Origin of the sequence: Embleya sp. NPDC059213, assembly GCF_042754445.1 — a bacterium.
Lineage (GTDB): Bacteria > Actinomycetota > Actinomycetes > Streptomycetales > Streptomycetaceae > Embleya.
Genome location: NZ_JBHZAV010000003.1, coordinates 1 through 23,615 on the forward strand (window position 1 = coordinate 1; position 23,615 = coordinate 23,615).

The window sequence follows — 23,615 nt, forward strand, 5'->3', positions numbered from 1 at the left end:
GGCCGCCGCGCTCCCGGCCGCGGCGGCGCCCGCAGCCACACCGCTCGCGACGCCGCTCGCGCCGGTGGCGCCCGCGGCCAGGCCCATGCCGCCGGCCACGGCCGCGGCCGCCGCGGTGGTGCCCGCGGCCACGGCCGTGCCGCTGAGGAAGATCGGCGCGGTGATGCCGATCAGCCCCAGCGCGATCGGCCCGTACCGGTCGCGGACGTCGACCATCTCGGCGTAGGTCTCGTTGCACCGGCTGCACTTCTTCAGGTGCGCGTCGATGCTTTCCCGGCGCTTTTCGGAGTCCATCCGGTTGCGGATGTGCCGGCCGTAGTGCCGGGTGAACTTCTTGCAGTTCTCGTCCTTGACGCCGCCGGTGGCGAACGCCACGAAGTAGTTGTCGCGCAGTTCCTGGCGGGCGCGCTCCAGGATCTTGCGCACGTTGTCCGGGTTCTCGCCGACCAGCGGGGCGACCTGCACGGCCTGCTCGCCCTCGATGTCCACGTGCCACAGCACCGTCCGGGACCGCTCGGGCAAGCCCTGGAAGGCCTGGAGTGCGAGCCGCGCGTCGTCGGCCTTCACGATCCGGTCCTGGTTCTCCCACGCGGACTCGAAGACGGTGAAATCCTCGGTGAGCCATTCGCGGCGGTCGCTCTTGGTCCAGTCGCCAGCGACGTGCCGCACGGTGGTGAGCAGGTAGGCCCGGAACGCCTCCTTCGGCCCCTGGCCCGAGCGCAGCGCCTGGAGCGTGCGGGCGAACGCCTCGGCGCACAGGTCGTCGGCGGCCTCGGGGGTGCGGGTGCAGGTGCGTGCGAAGCGGCGGACCGAGCCGACGTGGCGTTGGTAGAGCGGGCCGTAGGCGTCGCCGTCGCCGGCGCGCACCAGGTCGGCCAGTTCGCCGTCCGCCGGGCCCTCGAACGACACGGCCGCGGCGTCGGTGTGGCCGCCGCCCGGGTCGGTCGCGAAGGGGTGGGGCGTTGCGGTGTCGGGCGACCAGGGCTCGGCCGGTTGGGTTGCGGCCGGCTCGGGCCCGACGTCGCCGTCGCAGAACCGGGGGTGGTGTACGCCGCGTTGGCCGGGGACGAAGGGGGGACATGCGCCGGAGCCGGTCGCCTCGGCGGAGCCGCCGTTCGCGTCGCCGCTGGGGTCCGGGGTCGCCGCGTCGTCCTCGCGTGCCACCGTTTGCCCCCTTGTTCCCGTGCCGTACCCGATCGTTCGGACAGCATCGTGACCATCCGGACACGGTCTGTCCAGAAGCGGTGGGCCCCGGGAAGGCACCCGGAGTGCGCTCCGGCGCGGGTGGTGTGACACGGGCGCGAGGTCGGAACGCCCGCGCCCGTGCCGCGCGGCGGTCGGCGGTGGGCGTGACGCTGGGTCATTCGGGTGACGAGCATGTGTACGAAGAGCCGGTTCATCTCGGGTTACCGACCCGTCGTGCCCGGCGCGGTGGTCAAACGCACGCTCGAACGTGGGATGCGCGGGGCGCCACCGGGGACCCCGCCGGGACCGTCCAGCGGGTCCACGGGCGCCCGGCACAGGCGGTCCAGGCGGTCCGGCAATTCGGGGTCGTCGCCGTCGAGCAGGGCCATCAGTCGGCCGGGCGGCACCGCGTACGCCCGGTCGCCGAGCGCACGTTCCAGGTGGCGGGCGGTCAGCAGCAGGTGGCGCAGGTGGCCCCACATCAACGACTCGGGGACTTCCAGGCGCACCACGACGATCCGCACGTGCTCGCCCGCGGCGGCCCGCCGGCCCAGACCTTGTTGCAGGAGCGCGGCCGAGGGGAGTTCGGTGATCGGGTCGGTGCCGGGCGGCAGGGTGCCGGGCGGGATCGCCCGGGCGCGGGTGCTCAGGTAGGACTGCACGAGCGGGCCGGGCGCGCCCTGTGCGAGGCCGCACAGGAACAGCGCGTCCAGTTCGGCCAGTGCCACGTCCAGCGGGATCTCGGCGGCGGCCCGGTCCCGGGCCAGGGCCGGGCACGCGGACTGCATGTCGCCGTTGCGGACGAAGGCGTCCAGGCATTGCTCGACGGCGTCGCTGTGCCAGGCGACCCGGCCCGGCCAGCCGGCCCGCAAGGTCACCCGTTGCCACTCGCCGCGGAGCCGATCGCGGTCGGGTCGGGTGGTGATCGTGGTGTCACACTCGGTACGCATGCCCGGGGAGACATGGCTTCGCGGTGAACGTGACAGATTCTGCGGAACTTTCCGATGTGACCCGGGTCACATTGTCGCCCGTGCGCCCGGCGCGTTCGGGAGCGACCCTTTCGAGTGGCCGGCCGCCGTCCTCAGGCGAAGATTCCGGGCATCACCGACGGGGGGTGAGCACGTCGAGCAACCGGTGCACCGGACCGGTCAGGCCCCACTGCCGGCGCAGCGCGTCGAGCGCGACCGGATCGGCCGGCTCGGTGGGCAGCGGCCGATCCCACTCGGCCGCCGGCGGCAGCGGTACGTCCCGCACCACCCGCACCACGCCCGGGGCCACGTCCAGGTAGTCGCCCGCCTCCAGGATCCGGGCCCGCCGCGCCGGGGTCAGCCTGGCCGCCGGGTCGGCCGCCGCGGCCCGCACGCCGGCCAGGTCGCCGTACTCGCCGATCAACTGCGCCGCGGTCTTGTCCCCGATGCCCTTGACCCCGGGCAGGCCGTCGCTGGCGTCGCCGCGCAGCGTGGCGAAGTCCGCGTAGGCCGAGGCGGGCACGCCGTAGCGGGCGAGCACGGCGGCCTCGTCGATCACCTCGTGCGCGGCCACGCCCTTGACCGTGTAGAGCACCCGGATCGCGCGTGCGTCGTCGACGAGTTGGAACAGGTCCCGGTCGCCGGTGACGATGTCCACCGCGATGCCGGCCCGCTCGGCCAGGGTGGCGATCACGTCGTCCGCCTCGAAGCCCGGCACGCCCACCCGCGGGATGCCCAACGCGTCCAACACCTGCTCGATCACCGGCACCTGCGGGGCGAGCGTGTCCGGGATCTCCTCCTCGTCCGGCCCGGCCGCCTCGGCGACCCGGTGCGCCTTGTAGGAGGGGATCGCGTCGACCCGGAACTGCGGTCGCCAGTCCGCGTCCATGCATGCCACCAGCCGGGTGGGCCGGCGGTCCTCGACCAGGCGGGTGATGAAGTCGACCAGGCCGCGCACGGCGTTGACCGGCGTGCCGTCGGGAGCCTTGACCGATTCCGGGACGCCGAAGTAGGCGCGGAAGTACAGGGACGCGGTGTCGAGGAGCATCAGACGTTGAGTCACCCGCCCGATCATGCCGCACCGCACCGACGCGGGCCCGCGCGGCGACGCGGACTCAGTCGGAGAACTCGTCGAGTACTTCCTGCAGGGTGTCGCGCACGCCCAGCACGTCGATCAGGCCGGTCATCCGCAACGTCGCGCGGACGTTGCGATCGGGTGCGGCCAGGCGCAGTTCGCCGGAGAACGCGTGCATTGACTTGAACGCGTCTATCAGCACACCCAAACCGACCGAGTCGCAGAAGTTCAGCCCGGTGGCGTCCACGACCACCCGGCGACAACCGCCGTCGATCAGCTCGATCAGCGTGCGATGCAGCAACGGGGCGTTGTGCAGGTCCAGTTCGCCGGCCAGGTGGACCACCGCGCAACCGCGCCAGATCGTTACCCCGGTCACGGGGTGTTCCTGCCCGAGCGTGCCCAAGCGCGCGATCATGGCTGCGACCTTTCAGCGGCCGGACGTACTGCCGCGCCGATACGGCGCCGGCAATGGGCATTGTGGGCCATCCGCAGTGGTGCCGGACAGCCCCTCAACGGGTCGTTTTTTGTCGGGTGGGCCGAACGGGTGGGTCTTGTCCGGTTAACGGCCGGTCGGTTCCCGTCGTCGACGTGATTCGACCGGCCCCGCGGCGGTCACAGGAAGGTGTGTCCCTCGCCCCGATAGGTGGGCACGGTACGCACCACCCGATCGCCGTCCACCAGATGCAGCGCGTCGAAACGCTCGCACAGTTCGCCCGCCTTGGCGTGCCGGAACCACACCGAGTCACCGATCCGCAAGTCGTCCGCCAGCGCGCCGCGCAGCGGCGTCTGCACCTCGCCGGCCGCCTCCTGCGACTGGTACGACAGGCCCGGCGGCAGGTACGGCTGGGGCAGCCGGTCGGCCGCGGGCACCCCCGAGGCCGGATAGCCGCCACCGAGCACGGTCACGCAGCCGTGTCCGTTGCGGCGCACCACGGGCAGCGCGAACAGCGCGGCGGGGCGGCCCCGGAAACAGGTGTAGTGGTCGAACAGGCGCGGTTGGAAGAGCCCGGAGCCGGCCGCGACCTCGGTGATCGAGGATTCCGCGGCGGTGCGCTCCACGCTGCCGGTGCCGCCGCCGTTGACGAACTCCAGCGGGGCGATCGCGCGCACCGCGCGGACGATCTCGGCCCGGCGCCGGCTCAGTTCGGCGCCCGCCCGCGCCTGCATCGCGCGCAGGATCCGGCCGTACAGCGCGCGGCCCTCGGGCGCGTCGCCGACCCCGGCGATGTGCGCCTCGTAGGCCATCAGTCCCACGAGCCGGAAGCCCGGCCGTCGGGTCACCTCCTCGGCGACCGCGACCACCTGCTCCGGTGAGTGCAGCGGCGAGCGGTGCGCGCCGATGTGCACCCGGCCGCCCAGCGGTTGCCACGAGGTGTCGATGTCCACGCACACCCGCAGCTCGGCCCGGGGCCGCACGTCGGCGATCGCCCGCTCGATCAGGTCCAACTGGGCCGGGTCGTCGATCATGATCGTCACCCGTGCCGCTGCCTCGGCGTCCGCCGCCAGCCGGCGGTAGCCCGCCCGGTCCGTCGAGGGGTAGGCCACCAGCACGTCGGTGATCCCCTCGCCCGCCAGCCACAACCCCTCGGGCAGGGTGAACGCCATCACGCCCTGGAAGCCGTCCAGCGCCAACACCTCGTGCAGCAGCGGCAGGCAGCGCACCGACTTGCTCGCCACCCGCAGCGGTGTGCCACCCGCGCGCCGCACCAGGTCCGCCGCGTTGGCCCGGTAGGCGGCCAGGTCCACGATCGCGAACGGTGCGTCCAGGTGCGCGGTGGCCCGGTCGTAGCGGGAACGGTCGGCGCCGAGGGTGGGCGTCGCGGCGGGAGCGGACACGGGCGGGGCGGCGGTGAGAGGAGCCATTCCCGCAGCCTGCCAGATCGGCGTACCGACCGGTAGGACTCATCGCCGGCGACGCACCGGCATCGGTCGGCGGGTGTACGGGCGTCGGGTGGGTCGCACGCCGCGACGGGGTGAACGTTGCCGGGCGTGGCGCTAGCTTGATCGTATGAGTCACCCCGAGCGAGTGCGGGCGCTCGATCTGATCGAACGCGTCCTGGATCCGGGCAGTTTCCGCGCCTGGAACGACCCGCTGCCCACGCTCGCGGAGCCGGATCCGACGTACGCGGCCGAGTTGGCGGCGGCCCGCGCGCGCACCGGCCTGGACGAGGCGCTGGTCACCGGGGAGGGCCGGATCCACGACCGTCGGGTGGCGGTGGCCGCGTGCGAGTTCGACTTCCTGGCCGGCTCGATCGGAGTGGCGGGGGCCGAACGGCTGACCCTCGCGGTGGAGCGGGCCACCGCCGAGGGCCTGCCGCTGGTGGCCTCACCCACCTCCGGGGGCACCCGCATGCAGGAGGGCACCGTCGCGTTCCTGCAGATGGTCAAGATCTCCGCGGCGGTGGCCGCACACCGCGCGGCCGGCCTGCCCTATCTCGTCTATCTGCGACACCCCACCACCGGTGGCGTGTTCGCCTCGTGGGGCTCGCTCGGGCATGTCACGGCGGCCCAGCCCGGCGCGTTGATCGGGTTTCTCGGGCCGCGGGTGTACGAGGCGCTGCACGGGCACCCGTTCCCGACCGGTGTGCAGGTCGCGGAGAACCTGTACGAGCACGGCCTGATCGACGCGGTCGTGCCGCCCGGGGAACTGCGGCAGGTCGCGATCCGGGTCTTCGACGTGCTCGACTCGGGCTTTGCCGGGTCGGGGCCGGCGGCGGGCCCACCGGCCGATCCGGTGGCGGGGGCGCAGGTGGGGTCGCCGACGGGGTCGTCGGGTGTGGGCGAACCGCTGTTCGAGGACGTGCCGGCGTGGACTTCGGTGGAGCGTTCGCGTGATGCGCGCCGCCCGGGGTTGCGCGCGTTGTTGCGGCACGGTGCGCGCTCGGTCACCCCGCTGCGCGGGACCGGCGAGGGGGAGAGCGAGCCGGCGCTGCGCCTGGTGCTGGCCCGGTTCGGGGTCGGCCCGGGGCCCGGCGCGCCGTGCGTGGTGCTGGGCCACGATCGCACCCGGCAGAGCGAGCACGGTCCGTTCGGCCCGGCCGGGTTGCGTCAGGCCCGGCGGGGCATGCGGCTGGCCGCCGAGTTGGGCCTGCCGTTGGTCACGGTGGTGGACACCGCCGGCGCCGCGCTCTCGCGCGAGGCGGAGGAGGGTGGGTTGGCCGGCGAGATCGCCCGCTGCCTGGCCGAGTTGGTGCTGTTGCCCGCTCCGACGGTGTGTCTGTTGCTGGGTCAGGGCTCCGGCGGCGGCGCGCTCGCGCTGTTGCCCGCGGACCGGGTGATCTGTGCGCAGCACGGCTGGTTGTCGCCGCTGCCGCCGGAGGGTGCGGCGGCCATCCTGTTTCGCGGCACCGAGCGCGCCGCCGAGATCGCCGGACGACAGGGCATTCGTTCCGCCGACCTGTATCGGGACCGGATCGTGGACCGGGTGGTGCCCGAGCACCCGGACGCCGCCGAGGAACCCGAGGCGTTCGTGCGCCGGGTGGCGGGTGTGCTCGACCACGAACTCGGCACGCTGCGGGCGCTGGACGCGGAGGAGCGCCTGGCCGCGCGGAAGCTGCGCTATCGGCGCCTCGGCCTCTCCTGAGTGCTTCGGGAGTCACTCGAATGGGTGAGCTTTCTGGGAGTCCCGGACGGCAAATCCCGCCGCTTCCTACGCTGAACCCGGTTCGGGAACCGGACCGGTCACAGCCCACCCGTCCGAGCACGGGCCAGGACGGGCCGGCTCGGCCCGGCGCTCGGCCCGTTCGGACACGACGCCTCGATGATGCCGTCGTGGCTCGATCCGGTTCGAGCGAGCCGGACCTCGGTAGAGGTCGCGGGTCGGCAAGTGGTCGCCGAGCCGCGACCTTTGCCGTGGGCGGCCGGGGGTTTGGGGCGGCGGGGCCCTGTGTCTTGGCCGGGTGTGGGGCCGGGACACGCCCGGAGCTCGACGGATTGCCGGCGGTGGTCGCCGGTGTGGTGCGTCGTTGCCGGCGTTGGGCGGCCCGGACACGCCGATCGTGTCGCGTCGGTGCCGCTTCGTGCGGTGCGGGAGGGGCGCGGTCGTGCGGTGTCCTTTGCCGTACGGATCGTGCCGGGTGTCGTGGCGATGGGGGGGTGGGGCCGGGGTCGGGTGCCGCGTTCGGGGGTGGCGGACGGGGCGGCCGTTCGGGGCGTGGGGCGGGTCCGGTGCTCGGGGCGTGGGGTGTTTCGGGGGCGCGGACGGGGCCGGGGTGGGCGCCGTGCCGGGATGAGCTTCGTCGGGCACGGGACTAGAGTCGACGGGTGGATTTCAGCGGCAAGAGCATTCCCGACACCGGTTTTCCCGACGACGACGGCAGCGCGCATCCGGCTCTGGCCGAGGCCCTGGCGGCTCGGGAGGTGGACGACGAGGCGGTCTCGCTGGCGTTGCGCGAGGCGCGGCTGCTGGTACCGGTGGTGGCGATCCTGACCGAGGAGGAGGACGTCGCGCCGGGCGAATTGCGCCGGGAGAAGTCCAGTGACATGGCCGTGCCCACGATCCAGGGGCCGGACGGGCGCCGGGCGCTGCCCGCGTTCACCTCGGTGGCGGCGCTGGCCCGCTGGCGCGCGGACGCGCGGCCGATTCCGGTCGAGGCCGCGCGTGCCGCGCACGCCGCGTACGCGGAGGAGGCGGACACGCTGCTGCTGGACCTGGCCGGGCCGCACCCGTACGAGCTCAGCGGGAGCCGGTTGCGGGCGGTGGCCGAAGGGCGGGCGCACCTGGCGCCGCACCGGGATCCGGAGATCCTGGGCGCGGTCCGGGCGGCGGTGCTGCCGGAGGGGGCGGTCTCGGCGGTCTACCTGACCGAGGGCGGCGAGCAGGAGCTGACGCTGAGCCTGGTCGCGGCGGCGTCGCCGACCGAGGTCACCGAGGCCGCGCGGCGGATCGTGGGACGGCTGGCCGAGGACGACGTGGTGCGGGCGCGGTTGGATCGTGGCCTGGATCTGGCGATGTTGCCGCCCGGCAGCGCGCTCGACGTGGACCCGCTGTACGTGCGCTGAGCGCGGGCGGGTGAGGTCGCGCCGACCCACCTTGTTCTCGGACGCCGGACGGGCTGGATGGCCGACCGGGCCGGGGCGGCGCGAGCCGGACGGGCTTGCCGGGTCGGGGTGGGCCGGCCTGCGGCCCGCTCGTCCTCAAGCGCCGGACAGGCTGGATGGCTTGGGGAGGCCGGGACCGAGTCGGGTGGGGCTTGCCGGGTCGGGGTGGGCCGGCTTGCGGCCCGCTTGTCCTCAAGCGCCGGACAGGCTGGATGGCTTGGGCGGGCAAGGTGGGGCCGGCCGGGGCGGTGCGAGCCGGGTGGGGTCGGCCGGGAGGGGGTGGGCCGGCCTGCGGCCCGCTTGTCCTCAAGCGCCGGACGGGCTGGATGGCTTGGGGAGGCCGGGACCGAGTCGGGTGGGGCCGGGCGGGTCGGGGTGGGCCGGCGTGCGGCCTACTTGTGCTCAAGCGCCGGACGGGCTGGATCGTCGACCGGGGCGGGCGGTGGCTGCTTGGCTTCGGGTGCCGGGTGGCCGGGCGGGCCGGGGCGGCCCGGCCGGCCGGGGTGGGGTCAGGCGTGGACGGGGCCGGTGAGCTTTTCGCCGGGGCCCTTGCCGACCTGGTCGGGGTGTGTGGAGGCTTCGCGGAAGGCGAGTTGCAGGGTCTTGAGGCCGTCGCGCAGCGGGCCCGCGTGATAGGAGCCCACCTCGGGAGCCGCGGCGGTGACCAGGCCCGCGAGGGCGGTGATCAGCTTGCGGGCCTCGTCCAGGTCCTTGTGCGCCTCGCCGTCCTCGGCCAGACCCAGCTTGACCGCCGCCGCGCTCATCAGGTGCACGGACAAGGTGGTGATGACCTCGACCGCCGGCACGTCGGCGATGTCGCGGGTCATGGTCTCGACCCCGTCGAGGTCGTCGGAGGGGGCGGGTGACATAAGTGGGGCGCTCTCGCTCATGTGCCCAGTCTCGGGTATGCCCCGGAATCGGGGAACAACGGGGCCCTTCGGCATGTTCGAGCCAGTGGTAGAGTGGTGTATCGACCGACCGGGCATCTGCATGCCCGGCCTGCAAGCGGAGGCTCCGTCTCCCACCCGATCGACCTCACGGACGACGGGTACCGGTCCGGCGTGTCGCACCTCGCGTGCGTTCGTTTCGCGTTCGTCGCCCCCTGGGCGGCTTCGTTGCCGGTGGTGGAGCCTCGCATGCAACCGTGCGAGGCTTTTTCGCGTTGCCTGGATGGCTTCGCGCGGAACCTGGCTCGGGGGGAAGTTACACCGAGACACATGTGGCCGCTTCGCCCGCGGCCGCTTCAGGTATGAGGAGGCCCCATCAGCGCCGAGCCCCGCATCAACGACCGGATTCGCGTCCCCGAGGTGCGACTCGTTGGTCCTGGCGGCGAGCAGGTCGGAATCGTCCCGCTGGCCAAGGCCATGGAACTTGCCCAGGAGTACGACCTCGACCTCGTCGAGGTCGCGGCCAACGCCCGGCCGCCGGTCTGCAAGCTCATGGACTACGGCAAGTTCAAGTACGAGTCGGCCATGAAGGCCCGTGAAGCGCGCAAGAACCAGGCGCACACGGTCATCAAGGAGATGAAGCTCCGGCCGAAGATCGACCCGCACGACTATGACACCAAGAAGGGTCACGTCGAGCGGTTCCTGAAGCAGGGCGACAAGGTCAAGATCACGATCATGTTCCGTGGTCGCGAGCAGTCCCGGCCCGAGTTGGGCTACCGACTGCTGCAGCGTCTCGCGACGGACGTCCAGGATCTCGGGTTCATCGAGTCGAACCCGAAGCAGGACGGCCGCAACATGATCATGGTTCTGGGCCCGCACAAGAAGAAGACCGAGGCCATGGCCGAGGCCCGCGAGGCCCAGGCGGCTCGCAAGGACGCGCGCCGTGTGGCCGTCGAGGCCGGGGACGACCACCCCGACGAGACGGACGCCCCCGAGGCTCAGGCCGAGGCGGCCCCGGCCGAGGCCGCTCCGGCCGCCGAGGCACCCGTCGCGAGCGACGCGGAGCCGAAGGCCGAAGAGCAGGTCTGACCCGGAACGGGTCGCCCCGCGCCCGATATGCACACACATCTGTGCCTGCCCGGTGACCACCGGGCGGGTACGGCACGACGAGGAGACTGCGGCGACATGCCGAAGAACAAGACCCACAGCGGTGCCAGCAAGCGCTTCCGTATCACCGGCTCCGGCAAGGTGCTGCGTCAGCGTGCGGGTCGCCGTCACCTTCTCGAACACAAGCCCTCGACCGTGACCCGGCGCCTCGCCGGCACCGTCGAGGTGTCCCCGGCCGACGTCAAGAAGATCAAGAAGCTGCTCAAGAAGTAGTAGCAGCGAGCACGTCGTCGCACCGGCTGACGAGAACCCACCGGTCGGCGACAGGCGTCGGTCCCAGACTTACCCGGGTCGCGGTCGCACACCGCGGTCTGACATCAAGGAGTTCATCAAGTGGCACGCGTCAAGCGGTCAGTCAACGCCCACAAGAAGCGCCGCGTCATCCTCGAGCGGGCGTCCGGCTACCGCGGCCAGCGGTCCCGTCTGTACAGGAAGGCCAAGGAGCAGGTCACCCACTCCATGGTCTACAACTACAACGACCGCAAGAAGCGGAAGGGGGACTTCCGTCAGCTGTGGATCCAGCGCATCAACGCCGCTGCCCGCCTGAACGGGATGACCTACAACCGCTTCGTGCAGGGCCTCAAGGCCGCCGGTGTGGAGATCGACCGCAAGATGCTCGCCGAGCTCGCGGTCAACGACGCCCCGGCGTTCGCCGCCCTCGTCGAGGTAGCGCAGAAGGCCCTGCCGGCCGATGTCAACGCGAAGAAGGAAGACGCCGCGGCCTGATCGTCGACTCACGTCGTCGATGTCGCAGCATTTCCTACGTCGTTACAGGCCGAGAGCAGAGAACGGTAACGCGATGGCGAGCCCCGAGCTGACGTCCACCCGATCACCACGAGTGGCGGCGGCCCGGCGGCTCGCCAAACGCGCTTTCCGGGCCCGTGAACGGTTGTTCCTGGCCGAGGGCCCGCAGGCGGTGCGCGAGGCGGTGGCGCTGCCCGGGACGTTGCGCGAGTTGTACATCACCCCCGAGGTGGCCGAGCGCTACCCCGATCTGGTCACGGGCGCGGCAGCGGCCCGGGTTCCGGTGTTCACCGCCACCGACGAGGTGGTCGGGGCGATCAGCCAGACCGTGACGCCGCAGGGCGTGGTCGCGCTGTGCCGGTTCGTGGACGTACCGCTGGAGCAGGCGATGGCCGCGCGGCCGGACCTGGTGGCGGTGCTCGCGAACGTGCGCGACCCCGGCAACGCTGGCACCGTGCTGCGCGCGGCGGACGCGGCCGGCGCCGAGGCGGTCGTGCTCACCGACGCGTCGGTGGACCCGTACAACCCCAAGGCCGTGCGTGCCTCGGTGGGCAGCCTCTTCCACCTGCCGGTGGTGACCGGGTCCCGGATCGAGGACACCGTCGCCGCGCTGCGCGCCGCCGGGATGCGCGTCCTGGCCGCCGACGGCGCCGGGGACGCGGATCTGGACGGGGAGTTGGACGCGGGCGGGCTCGGCGGACCCACCGCGTGGATATTCGGCAACGAGGCGTGGGGGCTGCCCGAGGAGACCCGGGCGCTGGCCGACGCCGTGGTGCGCGTGCCGATCCACGGACGGGCCGAGAGTTTGAACCTGGCGACCGCCGCAGCCGTGTGTCTGTACGCGTCCGCTCGTGCGCAACGCGGGCCGGGGGGCTGTCGCTCGGGTGCGCGAAGCGAGCGATGACCCCGACGTACTCGGCTTGACGACCGGTGGTGGGGGAACGAGTCCGTTGCGTCCGGCGCATCCGGACGGCAGGTCGCGCGTTGGGATAGTGTGTCCGGCCCGGAACTCCCTCGGGCCCGAAACGGGAAGGGGGCCGATGGACGCCGACATGCTGCCCGACGGCCTGGTGATCGCGGACGAGAACGGCACGGTGGTCACGTTCAACACCGCCGCCGCCCGAATCACCGGGACGCGTCCCGAGGACGCGCTCGGCAAACACATCGCGGACGCGCTGCCGCTGGAGGATCTCGAGGGCAGGCGCTGGTGGGTGTGCACCGACCCGTACGGCGGCCTGGGCACCCGGACCCGGCAGCCGGAGCGCAATCTGCTCCTGGCCGGTCGGGAGATCCTGGTCACGGCGTCCTTCGTGCACGCGGACGGGCCGCACAGCCCGCTGGACAAGCTGGTGGTGTCGCTGCGCTGTACCGACGCGCGTCGGCGGATTGAGCGCGGCCACTCCGACCTGATCGCCACCGTCGCGCACGAGCTGCGCTCGCCGCTGACCTCGGTCAAGGGCTTCACCGCGACCCTGCTGGCCAAGTGGGAGCGGTTCACCGACGAGCAGAAGCGGCTGATGCTGGAGACGGTCGACGCGGACGCCGACCGGGTCACCCGGCTGATCACCGAACTCCTGGACATCTCCCGGATCGACGCGGGCCGGCTGCAACTCAACCGGCAGGTCGTCGACATGGAGGAGGCGGTGCACCGGCATCTGCGCGCGATGGAATGCAACGGATGGCCCGACGAGCGGTTCGTGGTCGCCGTGGACGGGCCGCTGCCGAGCATGTGGCTGGACGCCGACAAGCTCGACCAGATCCTCGGCAACCTGCTGGAAAACGCGGTGCGCCACGGCGCCGGAACCGTCACCATCGAGATGCGCGCGGTCTCCATCGGGTCCGCGCCCGGTGCGCAGGGGACGGAGATCACGGTGAGCGACGAGGGCCCGGGCATCCCGGACGAACTCCTCGACCGCGTCTTCACCCGTTTCTGGCGCGGCAACCGCCGCGGCGGCACCGGCCTGGGGCTGTACATCGTCAAGGGCCTGGTGCAGGCCCACGCGGGCAGCATCGGCGTGGATCGTGCCGAGTCCGGCGGAGCCCGATTTCGATTCACCCTGCCGGCCGCGATGCCGGACGTCCTGATGTAGCTCGCCGTCGACGCGGCAAGCCGGGACGCTCCACCGCAGTTCGTCGCGGTCCGGCCGACACACGCACGCCCATGCGGCGTCAGTAAACTCGGAGCGCGGACGTCGCAGGACGTCGTTGCCGCCTCCACCACCGGCGGATCCCCCACAGGAGCACTGGACACAGATGTCGGCACCGAACAAGTCGTACGACCCGGTCGAGGTCGAGGCGTTGAAACCAGAGGAAGTCGAGCGGGCCCGCGACGCGGCGCTCGCGGCGGTGGCCGCCGCGAGCGACCTGGCCGAGTTGCAGGAGGCGAAGGTCGCGCACACCGGCGACCGGTCGCCGCTTGCGCTCGCCAACCGCGAGATCGGCGCGCTCCCGCCGCAGGCCAAGGCCGAGGCCGGCAAGCGGGTCGGGCAGGCCCGCGGCGCGGTCAGGCAGGCCCTGGAGCGGCGCCAGGTCGAGCTGGAGGCCGAGCGCGACGCGCGCGTGCTGGTCGAGGAGGCCGTGGACGTCACGCTGCCGTGGGACCGCGCTCCGCGCGGCGCGCGGCACCCGCTGACCACGCTGTCCGAGCGGATCGAGGACCTCTTCGTCGCGATGGGCTACGAAGTCGCCGAGGGCCCGCAGGTCGAGGCGGAGTGGTACAACTTCGACGCCCTCAACATCCTGCCGGACCACCCCGCGCGGACCATGCAGGACACCTTCTTCGTGCGCGCCGAGGACGGCTCGGCGGACTCCGGCGTGGTGCTGCGCACGCACACCTCGCCCGTGCAGATCCGCACCATGCTGACCCGGACCCCGCCGATCTACGTGATCTGTCCGGGCCGGGTGTACCGCACCGACGAGCTGGACGCCACGCACACCCCGGTCTTCGGCCAGATCGAGGGTCTGGCCGTGGACAAGGGCCTGACCATGGGCGACCTCAAGGGCACCCTGGACCACTTCGTCCAGGCGATGTTCGGCGAGGGCATCGTCACCCGGTTGCGCCCGTCGTACTTCCCCTTCACCGAGCCCTCCGCCGAGCTCGACCTCAAGTGCTTCGTGTGTCGTGGCGCCTCGGTGGGCGACCCGGAGCATCCGTGCCGGACCTGCCGGTCCGAGGGCTGGATCGAGTGGGGCGGCTGCGGCATGGTCAACCCGCGCGTGCTGATCGCGTGCGGCATCGACCCCGAGGTGTACAGCGGTTTCGCGTTCGGCGTGGGCCTGGAGCGTGCGCTGATGTTCCGGCACAACGTCGAGGACATGCGAGACATGGTCGAGGGTGACGTTCGGTTCACCCTTCCGTTCGGGATGGAGATCTGATGCGGGTCCCGCTTTCCTGGCTGCGGGAGTACGTCGACCTCCCCGCCGGCGAGTCCGGGCGCGACGTCGCCGACAAGCTCGTGGCGCTGGGCCTGGAGGTCGAGACGGTCGAGCAGCTCGGCGCGGACCTCAAGGGTCCGCTCGTGGTCGGCCGGGTGTTGGAGATCGAGGAGCTGGAGGGCTTCAAGAAGCCGATCCGGTTCTGCAAGGTCGACGTCGGCGATGCCAACGGCACCGGTGAGCCGCAGGAGATCGTCTGTGGCGCGCGCAACTTCGAGGTCGACGACAAGGTCGTGGTGATCCTGCCGGGCGGCGTGTTGCCCGGCCCGTTCGAGATCGCCGAGCGCAAGACCTACGGCCGTGTCTCGCGCGGGATGATCTGCTCGGCCCGCGAGTTGGGCATGGGCGACGACCACGACGGCATCATCGTGCTGCCGATCGAGGCGCAGGTCGGTGCGGACGCGATCGAACTGCTCGGTCTGGTCGACGAGGTGCTCGACATCGCGGTGACCCCGGACCGGGGCTACTGCCTGTCGATGCGCGGCGTCGCCCGGGAGGCGGCGATCGCCTACGGGCAGCCGCTGCGCGACCCGGCGCTGCTGGACGTGCCGGACGCGAACTCGTACGGCTATCCGATCCTGGTCGAGGACGCGGCCGGGTGCGACCGGTTCGTGGCGCGCACCGTGGTCGGCATCGACCCCGAGGCGCCGTCCCCGCTGTGGTTGCAGCGCCGGGTGCAGATGGCCGGCATGCGGCCGATCTCGCTCGTCGTGGACGTCACCAACTACGTGATGCTCGAACTGGGCCAGCCGCTGCACGCCTACGACCGGGCCCGGTTGCAGGGTCCGATCGTGGTGCGCCGCGCGCACGAGGGCGAGACGCTGACCACGCTGGACGACGTGGAGCGCAGGCTCGACCGCGAGGATCTGCTGATCTGCGACAACCGCGGGCCGATCGGCCTGGCGGGGGTGATGGGCGGCGAGAGCACCGAGATCGGCGCGGAGACCGCCGACATCGTGATCGAGGCGGCGCACTTCGACCCGGTGGCGATCGCGCGCACCGCGCGCCGGCACAAGCTGGGTTCGGAGGCGTCGCGCCGGTTCGAGCGCGGTGTGGACCCGGAGGCGGCCCGGGCCGCGGCGCAGCGTGCGGTGGACCTGCTGGCCGTGCTCGGCGGCGAGCGGGCCCAGGCCGAGGCGGGCGTGACCGAGGTGGACGCGCCGCGCGAGGCGGTGCGGATCGTGCTCGCGGCGGACCACGCGGCGAAGGTCGCGGGCGTGCCGTACACCCGCGAGACGGTGGCCCAGCGGCTGCAGGAGGTGGGCTGCTCGGTCGAGGGCATCGACGAGCTGACCGTGCTGCCGCCGACCTGGCGGCCCGACCTGACCGACCCGAACGACCTGGCCGAAGAGGTCATCCGGTTGGAGGGCTACGAGCAGGTGCCCTCCACGCTGCCGCAGGTGCCGGCCGGTCGTGGGCTGACCGCGGACCAGCGGCGTCGGCGGCGGATCGGGCGGGCGCTCGCGGGCGCGGGCTTCGCCGAGGTGCTCGACTATCCGTTCGTGGGGCAGAGCGCGTTCGACGACCTCGGGCTGGCCGAGGACGACGCGCGGCGACGCACCGTCGTGTTGGTCAACCCGATCTCCGAGGAGGAGCCGGCGCTGCGCACGACGTTGCTGCCGGGGCTGCTCGGGACGCTGCGCCGCAACCTGGGGCGCGGTAACGGGGACCTGGCGCTGTTCGAGTCGGGAGTGGTCTTCCTGCCGAACGCGTCGACCCCGCGCGCGCCGCAGCTCGCCGTGGACCGGCGGCCGACCGACGCGGAACTGGCCCAGTTGGCCGCGGCGTTGCCGAACCAGCCGCAGCGGGTCGCGGTGGTGCTGGCCGGCGAGTGGGAGCACTCCGGCTGGTGGGGCAAGGGCCGGCCGCAGCTCTGGGCGGACGCGGTCGAGGCCGCGCGGGTGGTCGCGGATGCCGTCGGCGTCGAGCTGACGGTGCGTCAGGACCAGTACGAGCCGTGGCATCCCGGGCGCTGCGCGGCGCTCGTGGCGACCGCGCCGGACGGGACCGAGCGGGTCGTGGGGCACGCGGGCGAGCTGCACCCCCGGGTACTCAAGACGCTGCACCTGCCCGAGCGGGTGGCCGCGATGGAACTGGACCTGGATCTGCTGACCGCGGACCTGGACGGGGAACACCTGCCGCAGGCGGGCCACATCTCCTCGTACCCGGTGGCCACGCAGGACGTCGCGCTGGTCGTGGACGCCTCGGTGCCGGCCGCGAGCGTGGAGGCGGCGCTGGTCGAGGGCGCGGGCGCGTTGTTGGAGTCGGTGCGACTGTTCGACGTGTACACCGGTGCGCAGATCGCCGAGGGCGGCAAGTCGCTGGCCTACGCGCTGCGTTTCCGGGCGACGGACCGCACGCTGACGGTCGAGGAGGCGACGGCCGCGCGCGACGCGGCGGTGGCGCTGGCGACCGAGCGGACCGGGGCGGTACTGCGCGGGGCGTGACGCGCTCGTGGACGGTCGGATGCGGCCCGCACTCCTTCTGGGGTGCGGGCCGCCTCCGGGTTCAGGGCGGGGTCGTGGTCGCGGTCGGGGGTGGCGGGGTGGGGAGGACGCCCGGTTTCAGGACGTCGACGCCGCAGATGCGGCGGGCGGCGGCGATCGGGTCGTCGGGGAAGCGGAAGGCCGTGCGGTCCACCGCGCCGATCAGGTTGATGGTGAAGCGCCGCCAGGTCATCGGGGCGTGCACCGAGTCGCGCAGTCCCTTGAGTCGGCCGCGGTCGGTCGGGCCGCAGGTGAGGGTGTAGCGGGCGGCGGCGATCCGGATCGGGTCGATGCCCGGGGGTGCGGGCGCGGCCGGGTCGGCGTATTCGGCCAGCACCCATGCCGGGTCGATCCGCTTCTCGTGTCCGGGTCGGCCCCGGGTGGTCAGTCGGATGTGTGCGCCGAGCGGATAGGCCAGGCCGAGGTCGTCGAGCGCGATGCCGGTCACGGGGGTGGCGGCGCCGTTCATGCCCAGCGAGGGCCATATCGCCACGATCGACGCGCGCAGGTCCGGGCGCAGCGGGACCACGAAGGAGTGGGTCGGCGATCGGTCGACCAGGGTGTGTCGATATTCCGGATGCGGGCCTTGGATCATCGTCGGGAAGCCGGGGAAGCCGTTGACGAACGCGTCGGCGGTGACCGGGTTGGCGACGCCCAGGACGGACGTGTAGAAGCCGCGTTCGTCGGCGATGCCGCTCGGGCCGATGCCGGCGTAGGGCACCCGGAAGACGGTCGCGGTCAGCAGGGACCAGGCCAGCAGGGCGCCGACTGCGGGTGCCGCGAGTCGGCTCGCAGGGACCAGCAGGATCGGCAGGAGCAGCAGGAACAGGCCCGGGAGCAACATCCGGGCGTGCATGAAGTCGCCGCCGACGCGGACCACGTAGAGCAGCATCACCAGGCCGCACAACACGGGTGTGGCGTACAGGATGCGTCGGCTGCGATCGGCGGGTCGGTCGGGTCCGACGGGGCGCGGTCGGCCGACGGCGGCGGCTGCGGCGAGGCCGGCCAGTACCAGCGCGGGCAGCCACAGGTGGTACGGGTCGGTCAGGTCGCGGACGTAGGCCCAGCCCCGGGGCCAATCGGCGGCGGCGGCCTCCTTGGTGATCGCGGGGAGGGGGAGCAGGACGCCGTAGTAGCCCATCCGGAAGATCTCGTAGGCCAGTGGGAGCGCGCCGGCGGTGCCGAGCAGGGCGAGTGCGCGGCCTGCCCGGGGACGGTGCAGGAGGGCGAGCGCGATCAGGAAGCCGGCGCCGGCGACGGCCAGGTCGGGGCGGACCAGCGGGCCCAGGCCGGCGAGCAGGGCCAGGGCGTACGCGGTGCGGGCGCGGGGGTCGTGGGGGAGGCGGACCAGGAGCCACCAGCAGCCGGCGGTCCACAGGGTGGTCAGGCCGGTTTCCAGGCCGGAGGTGGCGAAGTCCCACACCGGCGGCAGCGCGAGCAGGATCAGCGCGCCGCACGGGAGCAGGAAGGCGCTGCCGGGCCTGGTCCGGTGCAGTCGGCGGGCGGCGTCGGCGGCCAGGAACCAGCCGATCACGCTGCACAGCAGGCCCAGCCGCACGGCCAGCGGCGCGGGGTCCTGGCCGGTGAGTCGGGTGCCGGCCACCAGCAGCCACTGCCACAGCGTGCCGGTGGCCGCCTCGGCGCGCTCGCCGGGATTGAACACGGGGCCGTTGCCGGCCAGGATCTGCCGGACCGGTCGGGTGAAGATCAGGCCGTCGTCGCACAGCCAACTGCGTCGGCCGCCCACCACGGCGACGAACACGGCGGGCAGCAGCACCATCGCGAGGTTCCAGCGGGTGGCCGCGGGTGCCGGCCGGTCGGGGTGCGGGGCGGCCGGATCGGCGGGGGGTGGGCCGTGTCCGGGGAGGGTGGTGGTCAGGGTCATCGGTCGGCGGGCTCCAGTCGGGCGGGTGAGGCCGCACGAGACCGGACGAGAACGTCGGTCCCGGTGCTCGCGCACCTCGTAGGGTGGCGGGATGAGTACTTACGTGATCACCGGTGCAGGCAGTGGTATCGGCGCGGAGATCGCCCGCCTGTTGCGGGAGGGCGGCCACGACCTGGTCGCGATCGTGCGGTCGCAGCGGCGGGCCGCGGAGTTGGCCGGGCCCGGGGTGCGGACCGTGGTCGCGGACCTGGAGCGTCCCGAGACGATCGCGGACGCGCTTGCGCCGCTTGCCGAGGAGACGTTCGCGGGCCTGGTGCACAGTGCGGGTATCGCGGAACTGGGCACGGTGGCGGAGACGGCCGCGGACGTGTGGTCGCGCACACTGACCGTCAACGTGGTCGCGGTGGCGGAGGTTACGCGGGTGTTGTTGCCGGCGTTGCGGCGCGGGCGGGCCGGCGTGGTTTTGCTCAACAGCGGGGCGGGGCTGCGGACGAACGCGGGCTGGGCGGCGTATTCGGCGAGCAAGCACGCGCTGAAGGCGTTGGCCGACGGGCTGCGGGAGGAGGAGCCGGCGCTGCGGGTGACCAGCGTGTATCCGGGGCGGACGGCGACGGCGATGCAGCGTGCGGTGCGGGAGCAGGAGGGCGCGGTGTTCGAGCGCGAGCGTTACAGCGATCCGGTGACGGTGGCCGGTGTCGTGTTGTCGACACTGATGTTGCCGGTGGATTCGCGGGTCGACGACGTGACGGTGCGGTCTCGGGGGTGAGCGGGGGGTGAGGCCGGCGCCGCGCGGGTGGGGTCAGCGGTTGGGGTTGTCCGCGGGGAGCACGTCCTTGGCGAGGACGTCGATGCCGCAGATTTCCTTGGCGGCATCGACCGGGTTGCTCGGGAAGCGGAACGAGGTGCGGTCGAGGGCGCCGGTGAAGTTCTTCTTGAAGCGGCTCCAGGACATCGGCTCGTGGACCGAGTCCTGGAGTTCCTTGAGCTTGCCCCGGTTGGCGTCGCCGCAGGTGAGGGCGTAGCGGGCGGCCTTGACCCGGATCGGGTCGATGCCCGGGGGCAGGATCGCGTCGGGGGCGGCGTACTGGGCGAAGACCCAGGCGATGTCGAGCGACTTCTCGTGGCCGGGGCGGCCGCGGGTGGTGAGTTCGACGTGTGCGGCGAGCGGATAGGCCAGGCCCAGGATGTCCACGGAGACGCCGTCGAGCGGGGTGTTGGCGCCGTTCATGCCCAGGTTGGACCACACGGTGGCGACCGGGGCGGGCAGGTTCGGGTCGAGCGCGGTGACGTAGAAGCCGTCGTACCAGGGGTAGACGATCACGTGCGTGTGGTCGGTGCGGGCGGCGTTCGCGGCGGCCGGGAAGCGCGGGTAGTTGGCCACGTAGGAGTACGCGGTGACCGGGTTGGCGACCTTGAGCGCGCTGACGTAGAAGGCGCGTTCGTCGGCGATGCCGCGGGGGCCGATGCCCTCGTAGGGCACCCGGAAGCTGATCGCGCAGACCGCGGCCCAGCCCACCAGGACGGTGGCCGCCGGGATCGCGAGCCGGTTCGCGGGGACCAGCAGGATCGGCAGGAGCAGCATGAACAGTCCCGGCAGCAACATCCGGGCGTGCATGAAGTCGCCGCCGACGCGGACCACGTAGAGCAGCATCGCCAGACCGCACAGCACGGGTACCGCGAACACGGTGATCCGGGCCCGGCCCGCGCGGTCGATCGCCCGCAGCCGGGCGCCCACGCCGGCGGGGTCGCGCAGGCGGGGCAGCGATCGGCCGATCGCCACGGCCACGAGCACGACCAGCGGGATCCACAGGTGGTACGGGTCGGTCAGGTCGCGGACGTAGTTCCAGCCGCGGGACCAGTCGGCCGCGGATGCCTCCTTGGTCACGGCGGGCAGCGGGAGCAGCACGCCGTAGTAGCCCATGCGGAAGATCTCGTACAGCAGCGGCACGGTGAACGCGGTGCCGAGCAGGCCCAGGGTGTGCGGGACGCGCGGGCGGCGGACGATGGCGAGCGCGATCAGGAAGCCGAGCGTGGCGATCGCCAGGTCGGGCCGCACCATCGGGCCCAGCCCGGCCAGGAAGGCCAGACCGTAGGTGACGCGGGCGCGGGGGTCGTGGGGGAGGCGGACCAGGAGCCACCAGCAGCCGGCGGTCCACAGGGTGGTCAGGCCGGTTTCCAGGCCGGAGGTGGCGAAGTCCCACACCGGCGGCAGCGCGAGCAGGGCGATCACGCCGAGCGGGACCAGCGGGACCGTCCGGGTGCTGCGGGTGTGCAGCCGGCGGGTGGTGTGCAGGGCCAGCGCGTAGCCGGCGGTGGTGCACAGCAGGCCCAGGTGGACCGCGAGCCGCCCCACGTCCATCTGGGTGATCCACGAGGTCAGGACCAGGAGCCACTGCCACAGCGTGCTCGTGGACGCCTCGGCGCGTTCGCCGACGTTGAACACGGGGCCGTGGCCGGCCAGGATCTGCCGGACCGTGCGGGTGAAGATCAGGCCGTCGTCGCTGATCCAGCGTCGATGCCAGCCCAGGACCAGCAGGATCAGCGTGGGCACCAGCACCATCGCGGTGTTCCAGCGGGTGATGCCGCGGGGCTGCGGGCCGTCCGTCGCGGGATCGGCCCGCGGCCCGGAGCGCCCGGACAGCACACTCACGAGGCTCATGGTTCGTTGACTCCAGACGGGGCGGGCGGGCCGACCACACCATAACCACTGTTGAACGCCCGCCGTGCCGATGGCGGGCTCAGGAGGACGCGCAGAATTTCTTCTCGGCCTCGATCGGGTCGGCCGGAATCCGCAGGTCGGTGCGGCCCGCGGCGCCGGTCAGGTTCTTCCAGAAGCGCGACGCGGACATCGGCTCGCTGACCGAGTCGACGAGCTCCGCCAGGTCGCCGCACCGCAACGCGGCCCGGGCGGCCCGGATCTGCTCGGCGGTCGCGGCCTTCTCCGGGACCAGCGCGTCGCCCGAGGGGTCGACGTAGAGCGCGACGTTCCAGGCGAACGGCAGCAGCTTCTTGTGACCCGCGGCGGTGTGTTGGGTCTCGGTGATGTGCGCGCCGACCGTGTTGGACAGACCCCACACGTCGACCACGACACCTCCGAGCGGGGTGATCGAGCCGCCCACGCCCAGGCGACCGATGACCAGGCCCTTGTCGAACGGCAGATTGCGACGCAGCGGCAGCGGTGGGATCTGCATGTAGTTCGGGTCCACGAACAACAGACGCTCTCCGGTCGCCTTCTCGTTGCGGAACGCCTCTTCTATCGTCGGCAGCGTCCGGATGTGCGCTTCCTCGGTGGTGGGGTTGTCGGTCCGGGTCCAGGCCGCGTAGGTGTCGCGTTCGTTCCAGACCTGGTTGCCGTGGCCGTTGGGGGCGGGCGTGGTGATCACGCCCGAGCGCAGTGTGGTGCCGCAGACCACGGCCCAGGCCGCGACGAGCACGATCGCCGGGGTGACCAGCCGGTCCAGCGGGGCGAGCAGGAACGGGAGCAGCACCAGGAGCAGGATCGGCAGCCACATCCGGCCGTGCATGAAGTCGCCGCCGACCTTGAGCACGTAGACGGTCTGGCCCAGGGCCGCGACCAGCGGGGTGGCGACGACGATCCAGGTGCGGCGGTCGGCGGGGCGGCGCCGGGTGAGGGCGAGGCCGACGGCGGCCAGGATCAGGATCATCGGGATCCACAGGTGGTACGGCCGCATGTAGTCGGTCAGGTAGTCCCAGCCGCGACCCCACAGCGAGCCCGACGCCTCCTTGGTGAGCGCGGGCATCGGGAAGATCAGGCCGTAGTAGCCCATCCGGAAGATCTCGTACGCGGCGGGCAGGAAGCCGGCGCACGCCAGCATCGCCAGGCCCTTGGGCCAGCGCGCGCCGATCAGCAGGAACTGGGCGACGAGCAGGATCACCATGGTCAGGCCCAGGTCGGGGCGGACCAGCGGGCCCAGGCCGAACCACAGGGACAGGGCCAGGGTGCGGCGGGTGGTGTGGGTGTCGACCGGGCGCAGCCAGGTGCCGATCAGGAACCACCAGGACAGGCCGATCCAGAACAGGATCAGGCCGGTCTCCATGCCCGCGGTGGCGAAGTCCCACACCGAGGGGACGGCGATGAACACGAGCACGCCGGCGGGCAGCAGCAGGCGGGTGACGGCCATGCCGCGGAAGAGTCGGCGGGTGCCGTCCAGGGACAGCCACAGGCCGGCGACGGCCAGGATCAGACCGGCGTAGACGGCGGTGGGGGCGTAGTCGAACGGGGTGAGCCGGCCGAGCAGCGCGAGCAGCCATTGCCACAGGGTGCTGGTGGACGTCTCGATGCGTTCGCCCGAGCTGTACACGGGGCCGTTGCCGGCCAGGATCTCGCGGACCGCGCGGGTGAAGATCAGGCCGTCGTCGGTGATCCAGCGCTGGTGCCATCCCATGATCGCGAACACCAGCGTGGGCAGTCCCAGCGCGAGCAGGTCCGGCAACGGGACGCGGGCGAGTCGAGGGCGCGCCGGGGACGTCTCGACCGAGCCGTCCGGGGATTGCGCCGGGTCCGCCTCGGGAGCCGATCGCGGCTCGCCGGTCGAGGACTGTAGGTCCGAGCCGGTGGCGCTGGCGGCGCCGGCGGGCCCGGAGGTGCCGGGGGGAGGGGTCACGTGGTCTCGTTCGTTTCCTGGGCGGGGGCGCCCGCCGTCTGCTGCGCGTCGCTGCCGTCCCGCCGGCGGTCGACTGCCCACTGGGGGGCGCGTATCCGAAGTCGGCTGATCCTAACGC

At 72.7% G+C, this 23,615-nt stretch carries 19 protein-coding genes; 10 read left to right on the forward strand and 9 right to left on the reverse strand.

Translation table 11 applies throughout. From position 1 onward, the window contains the following. The 5 genes from ACFXMF_RS01750 to ACFXMF_RS01770 form a co-directional block, all read right to left on the reverse strand. On the reverse strand, positions 1–1,164 hold a 1,164-nt coding region (locus tag ACFXMF_RS01750; protein ID WP_380020485.1), incomplete at its 3' end, for an RNA polymerase sigma factor. A 242-nt stretch (positions 1,165–1,406) separates the two neighbouring features. Continuing rightward, positions 1,407–2,135, reverse strand: a complete 729-nt coding sequence (locus tag ACFXMF_RS01755; protein WP_360306317.1) for a hypothetical protein — start codon at positions 2,133–2,135, stop codon at positions 1,407–1,409. A gap of 151 nt (positions 2,136–2,286) precedes the next feature. Further along, positions 2,287–3,228, reverse strand: a complete 942-nt coding sequence (locus tag ACFXMF_RS01760) for a 5'-3' exonuclease (protein WP_360306315.1) — start codon at positions 3,226–3,228, stop codon at positions 2,287–2,289. Positions 3,229–3,268: 40 nt separating this feature from the next. Further along, on the reverse strand, positions 3,269–3,643 hold the full coding sequence (locus tag ACFXMF_RS01765) for an STAS domain-containing protein (protein WP_360306313.1): 375 nt from the start codon (positions 3,641–3,643) through the stop codon (positions 3,269–3,271). A gap of 197 nt (positions 3,644–3,840) precedes the next feature. Next, positions 3,841–5,091 carry an amino acid deaminase/aldolase gene (locus ACFXMF_RS01770; RefSeq protein ID WP_379992270.1) on the reverse strand — a complete coding sequence of 417 codons (1,251 nt, stop codon included), beginning with the start codon at positions 5,089–5,091 and terminating at the stop codon, positions 3,841–3,843. A gap of 145 nt (positions 5,092–5,236) precedes the next feature. On the opposite strand from ACFXMF_RS01770, the gene ACFXMF_RS01775 reads away from it, so the two are divergent. Then, positions 5,237–6,811 carry a carboxyl transferase domain-containing protein gene (locus tag ACFXMF_RS01775; RefSeq protein ID WP_360306309.1) on the forward strand — a complete coding sequence of 525 codons (1,575 nt, stop codon included), beginning with the start codon at positions 5,237–5,239 and terminating at the stop codon, positions 6,809–6,811. A 680-nt stretch (positions 6,812–7,491) separates the two neighbouring features. Further along, positions 7,492–8,229, forward strand: coding sequence for an SseB family protein (locus ACFXMF_RS01780; RefSeq protein WP_380018050.1), 738 nt, complete (start codon positions 7,492–7,494; stop codon positions 8,227–8,229). A 548-nt stretch (positions 8,230–8,777) separates the two neighbouring features. Here ACFXMF_RS01780 and ACFXMF_RS01785 read toward each other — a convergent pair. After that, positions 8,778–9,158: a DUF1844 domain-containing protein gene (locus ACFXMF_RS01785; protein WP_379992087.1), complete on the reverse strand. Its 381-nt coding sequence runs from the start codon at positions 9,156–9,158 to the stop codon at positions 8,778–8,780. A gap of 372 nt (positions 9,159–9,530) precedes the next feature. Between ACFXMF_RS01785 and infC the strand changes: the two genes are divergently transcribed. The 7 genes from infC to pheT all read left to right on the forward strand — a co-directional run bounded on the left by infC (position 9,531) and on the right by pheT (position 16,948). Then, positions 9,531–10,244: a translation initiation factor IF-3 gene (gene infC, locus ACFXMF_RS01790; protein WP_360306464.1), complete on the forward strand. Its 714-nt coding sequence runs from the start codon at positions 9,531–9,533 to the stop codon at positions 10,242–10,244. A gap of 96 nt (positions 10,245–10,340) precedes the next feature. Further along, positions 10,341–10,535 (forward strand): 50S ribosomal protein L35, encoded by a 195-nt coding sequence (gene rpmI, locus ACFXMF_RS01795; protein ID WP_360306305.1) that lies wholly within the window; start codon positions 10,341–10,343, stop codon positions 10,533–10,535. A gap of 120 nt (positions 10,536–10,655) precedes the next feature. Beyond that, positions 10,656–11,048: a 50S ribosomal protein L20 gene (rplT, locus tag ACFXMF_RS01800; RefSeq protein WP_020552013.1), complete on the forward strand. Its 393-nt coding sequence runs from the start codon at positions 10,656–10,658 to the stop codon at positions 11,046–11,048. Positions 11,049–11,121: 73 nt separating this feature from the next. Beyond that, positions 11,122–11,970, forward strand: a complete 849-nt coding sequence (locus ACFXMF_RS01805; RefSeq protein ID WP_360306303.1) for an RNA methyltransferase — start codon at positions 11,122–11,124, stop codon at positions 11,968–11,970. Between the two features lie 136 nt (positions 11,971–12,106). Continuing rightward, the gene (locus tag ACFXMF_RS01810) at positions 12,107–13,156 is read left to right on the forward strand and encodes an ATP-binding protein (RefSeq protein WP_360306301.1); all 1,050 of its coding nucleotides are present in this window, start codon (positions 12,107–12,109) and stop codon (positions 13,154–13,156) included. A 163-nt stretch (positions 13,157–13,319) separates the two neighbouring features. Further along, complete coding sequence (gene pheS, locus ACFXMF_RS01815; RefSeq protein WP_360306299.1) at positions 13,320–14,441, forward strand: phenylalanine--tRNA ligase subunit alpha; 1,122 nt, start codon at positions 13,320–13,322, stop codon at positions 14,439–14,441. Further along, positions 14,441–16,948, forward strand: coding sequence for a phenylalanine--tRNA ligase subunit beta (gene pheT / locus ACFXMF_RS01820; RefSeq protein ID WP_360306297.1), 2,508 nt, complete (start codon positions 14,441–14,443; stop codon positions 16,946–16,948). Before pheS ends, pheT begins: the two co-directional genes overlap by 1 nt. A gap of 61 nt (positions 16,949–17,009) precedes the next feature. Here the strand turns inward: pheT and ACFXMF_RS01825 are convergent, their stop codons facing one another. Next, the gene (locus tag ACFXMF_RS01825; protein ID WP_379989039.1) at positions 17,010–18,872 is read right to left on the reverse strand and encodes a hypothetical protein; all 1,863 of its coding nucleotides are present in this window, start codon (positions 18,870–18,872) and stop codon (positions 17,010–17,012) included. A gap of 91 nt (positions 18,873–18,963) precedes the next feature. On the opposite strand from ACFXMF_RS01825, the gene ACFXMF_RS01830 reads away from it, so the two are divergent. Further along, positions 18,964–19,638, forward strand: coding sequence for an SDR family oxidoreductase (locus tag ACFXMF_RS01830; protein WP_360306293.1), 675 nt, complete (start codon positions 18,964–18,966; stop codon positions 19,636–19,638). Positions 19,639–19,671: 33 nt separating this feature from the next. Here the strand turns inward: ACFXMF_RS01830 and ACFXMF_RS01835 are convergent, their stop codons facing one another. Beyond that, positions 19,672–21,531 (reverse strand): hypothetical protein, encoded by a 1,860-nt coding sequence (locus tag ACFXMF_RS01835; protein WP_360306291.1) that lies wholly within the window; start codon positions 21,529–21,531, stop codon positions 19,672–19,674. Between the two features lie 79 nt (positions 21,532–21,610). After that, positions 21,611–23,497, reverse strand: coding sequence for a hypothetical protein (locus tag ACFXMF_RS01840; protein ID WP_379989038.1), 1,887 nt, complete (start codon positions 23,495–23,497; stop codon positions 21,611–21,613). Positions 23,498–23,615: the final 118 nt, after the last annotated feature.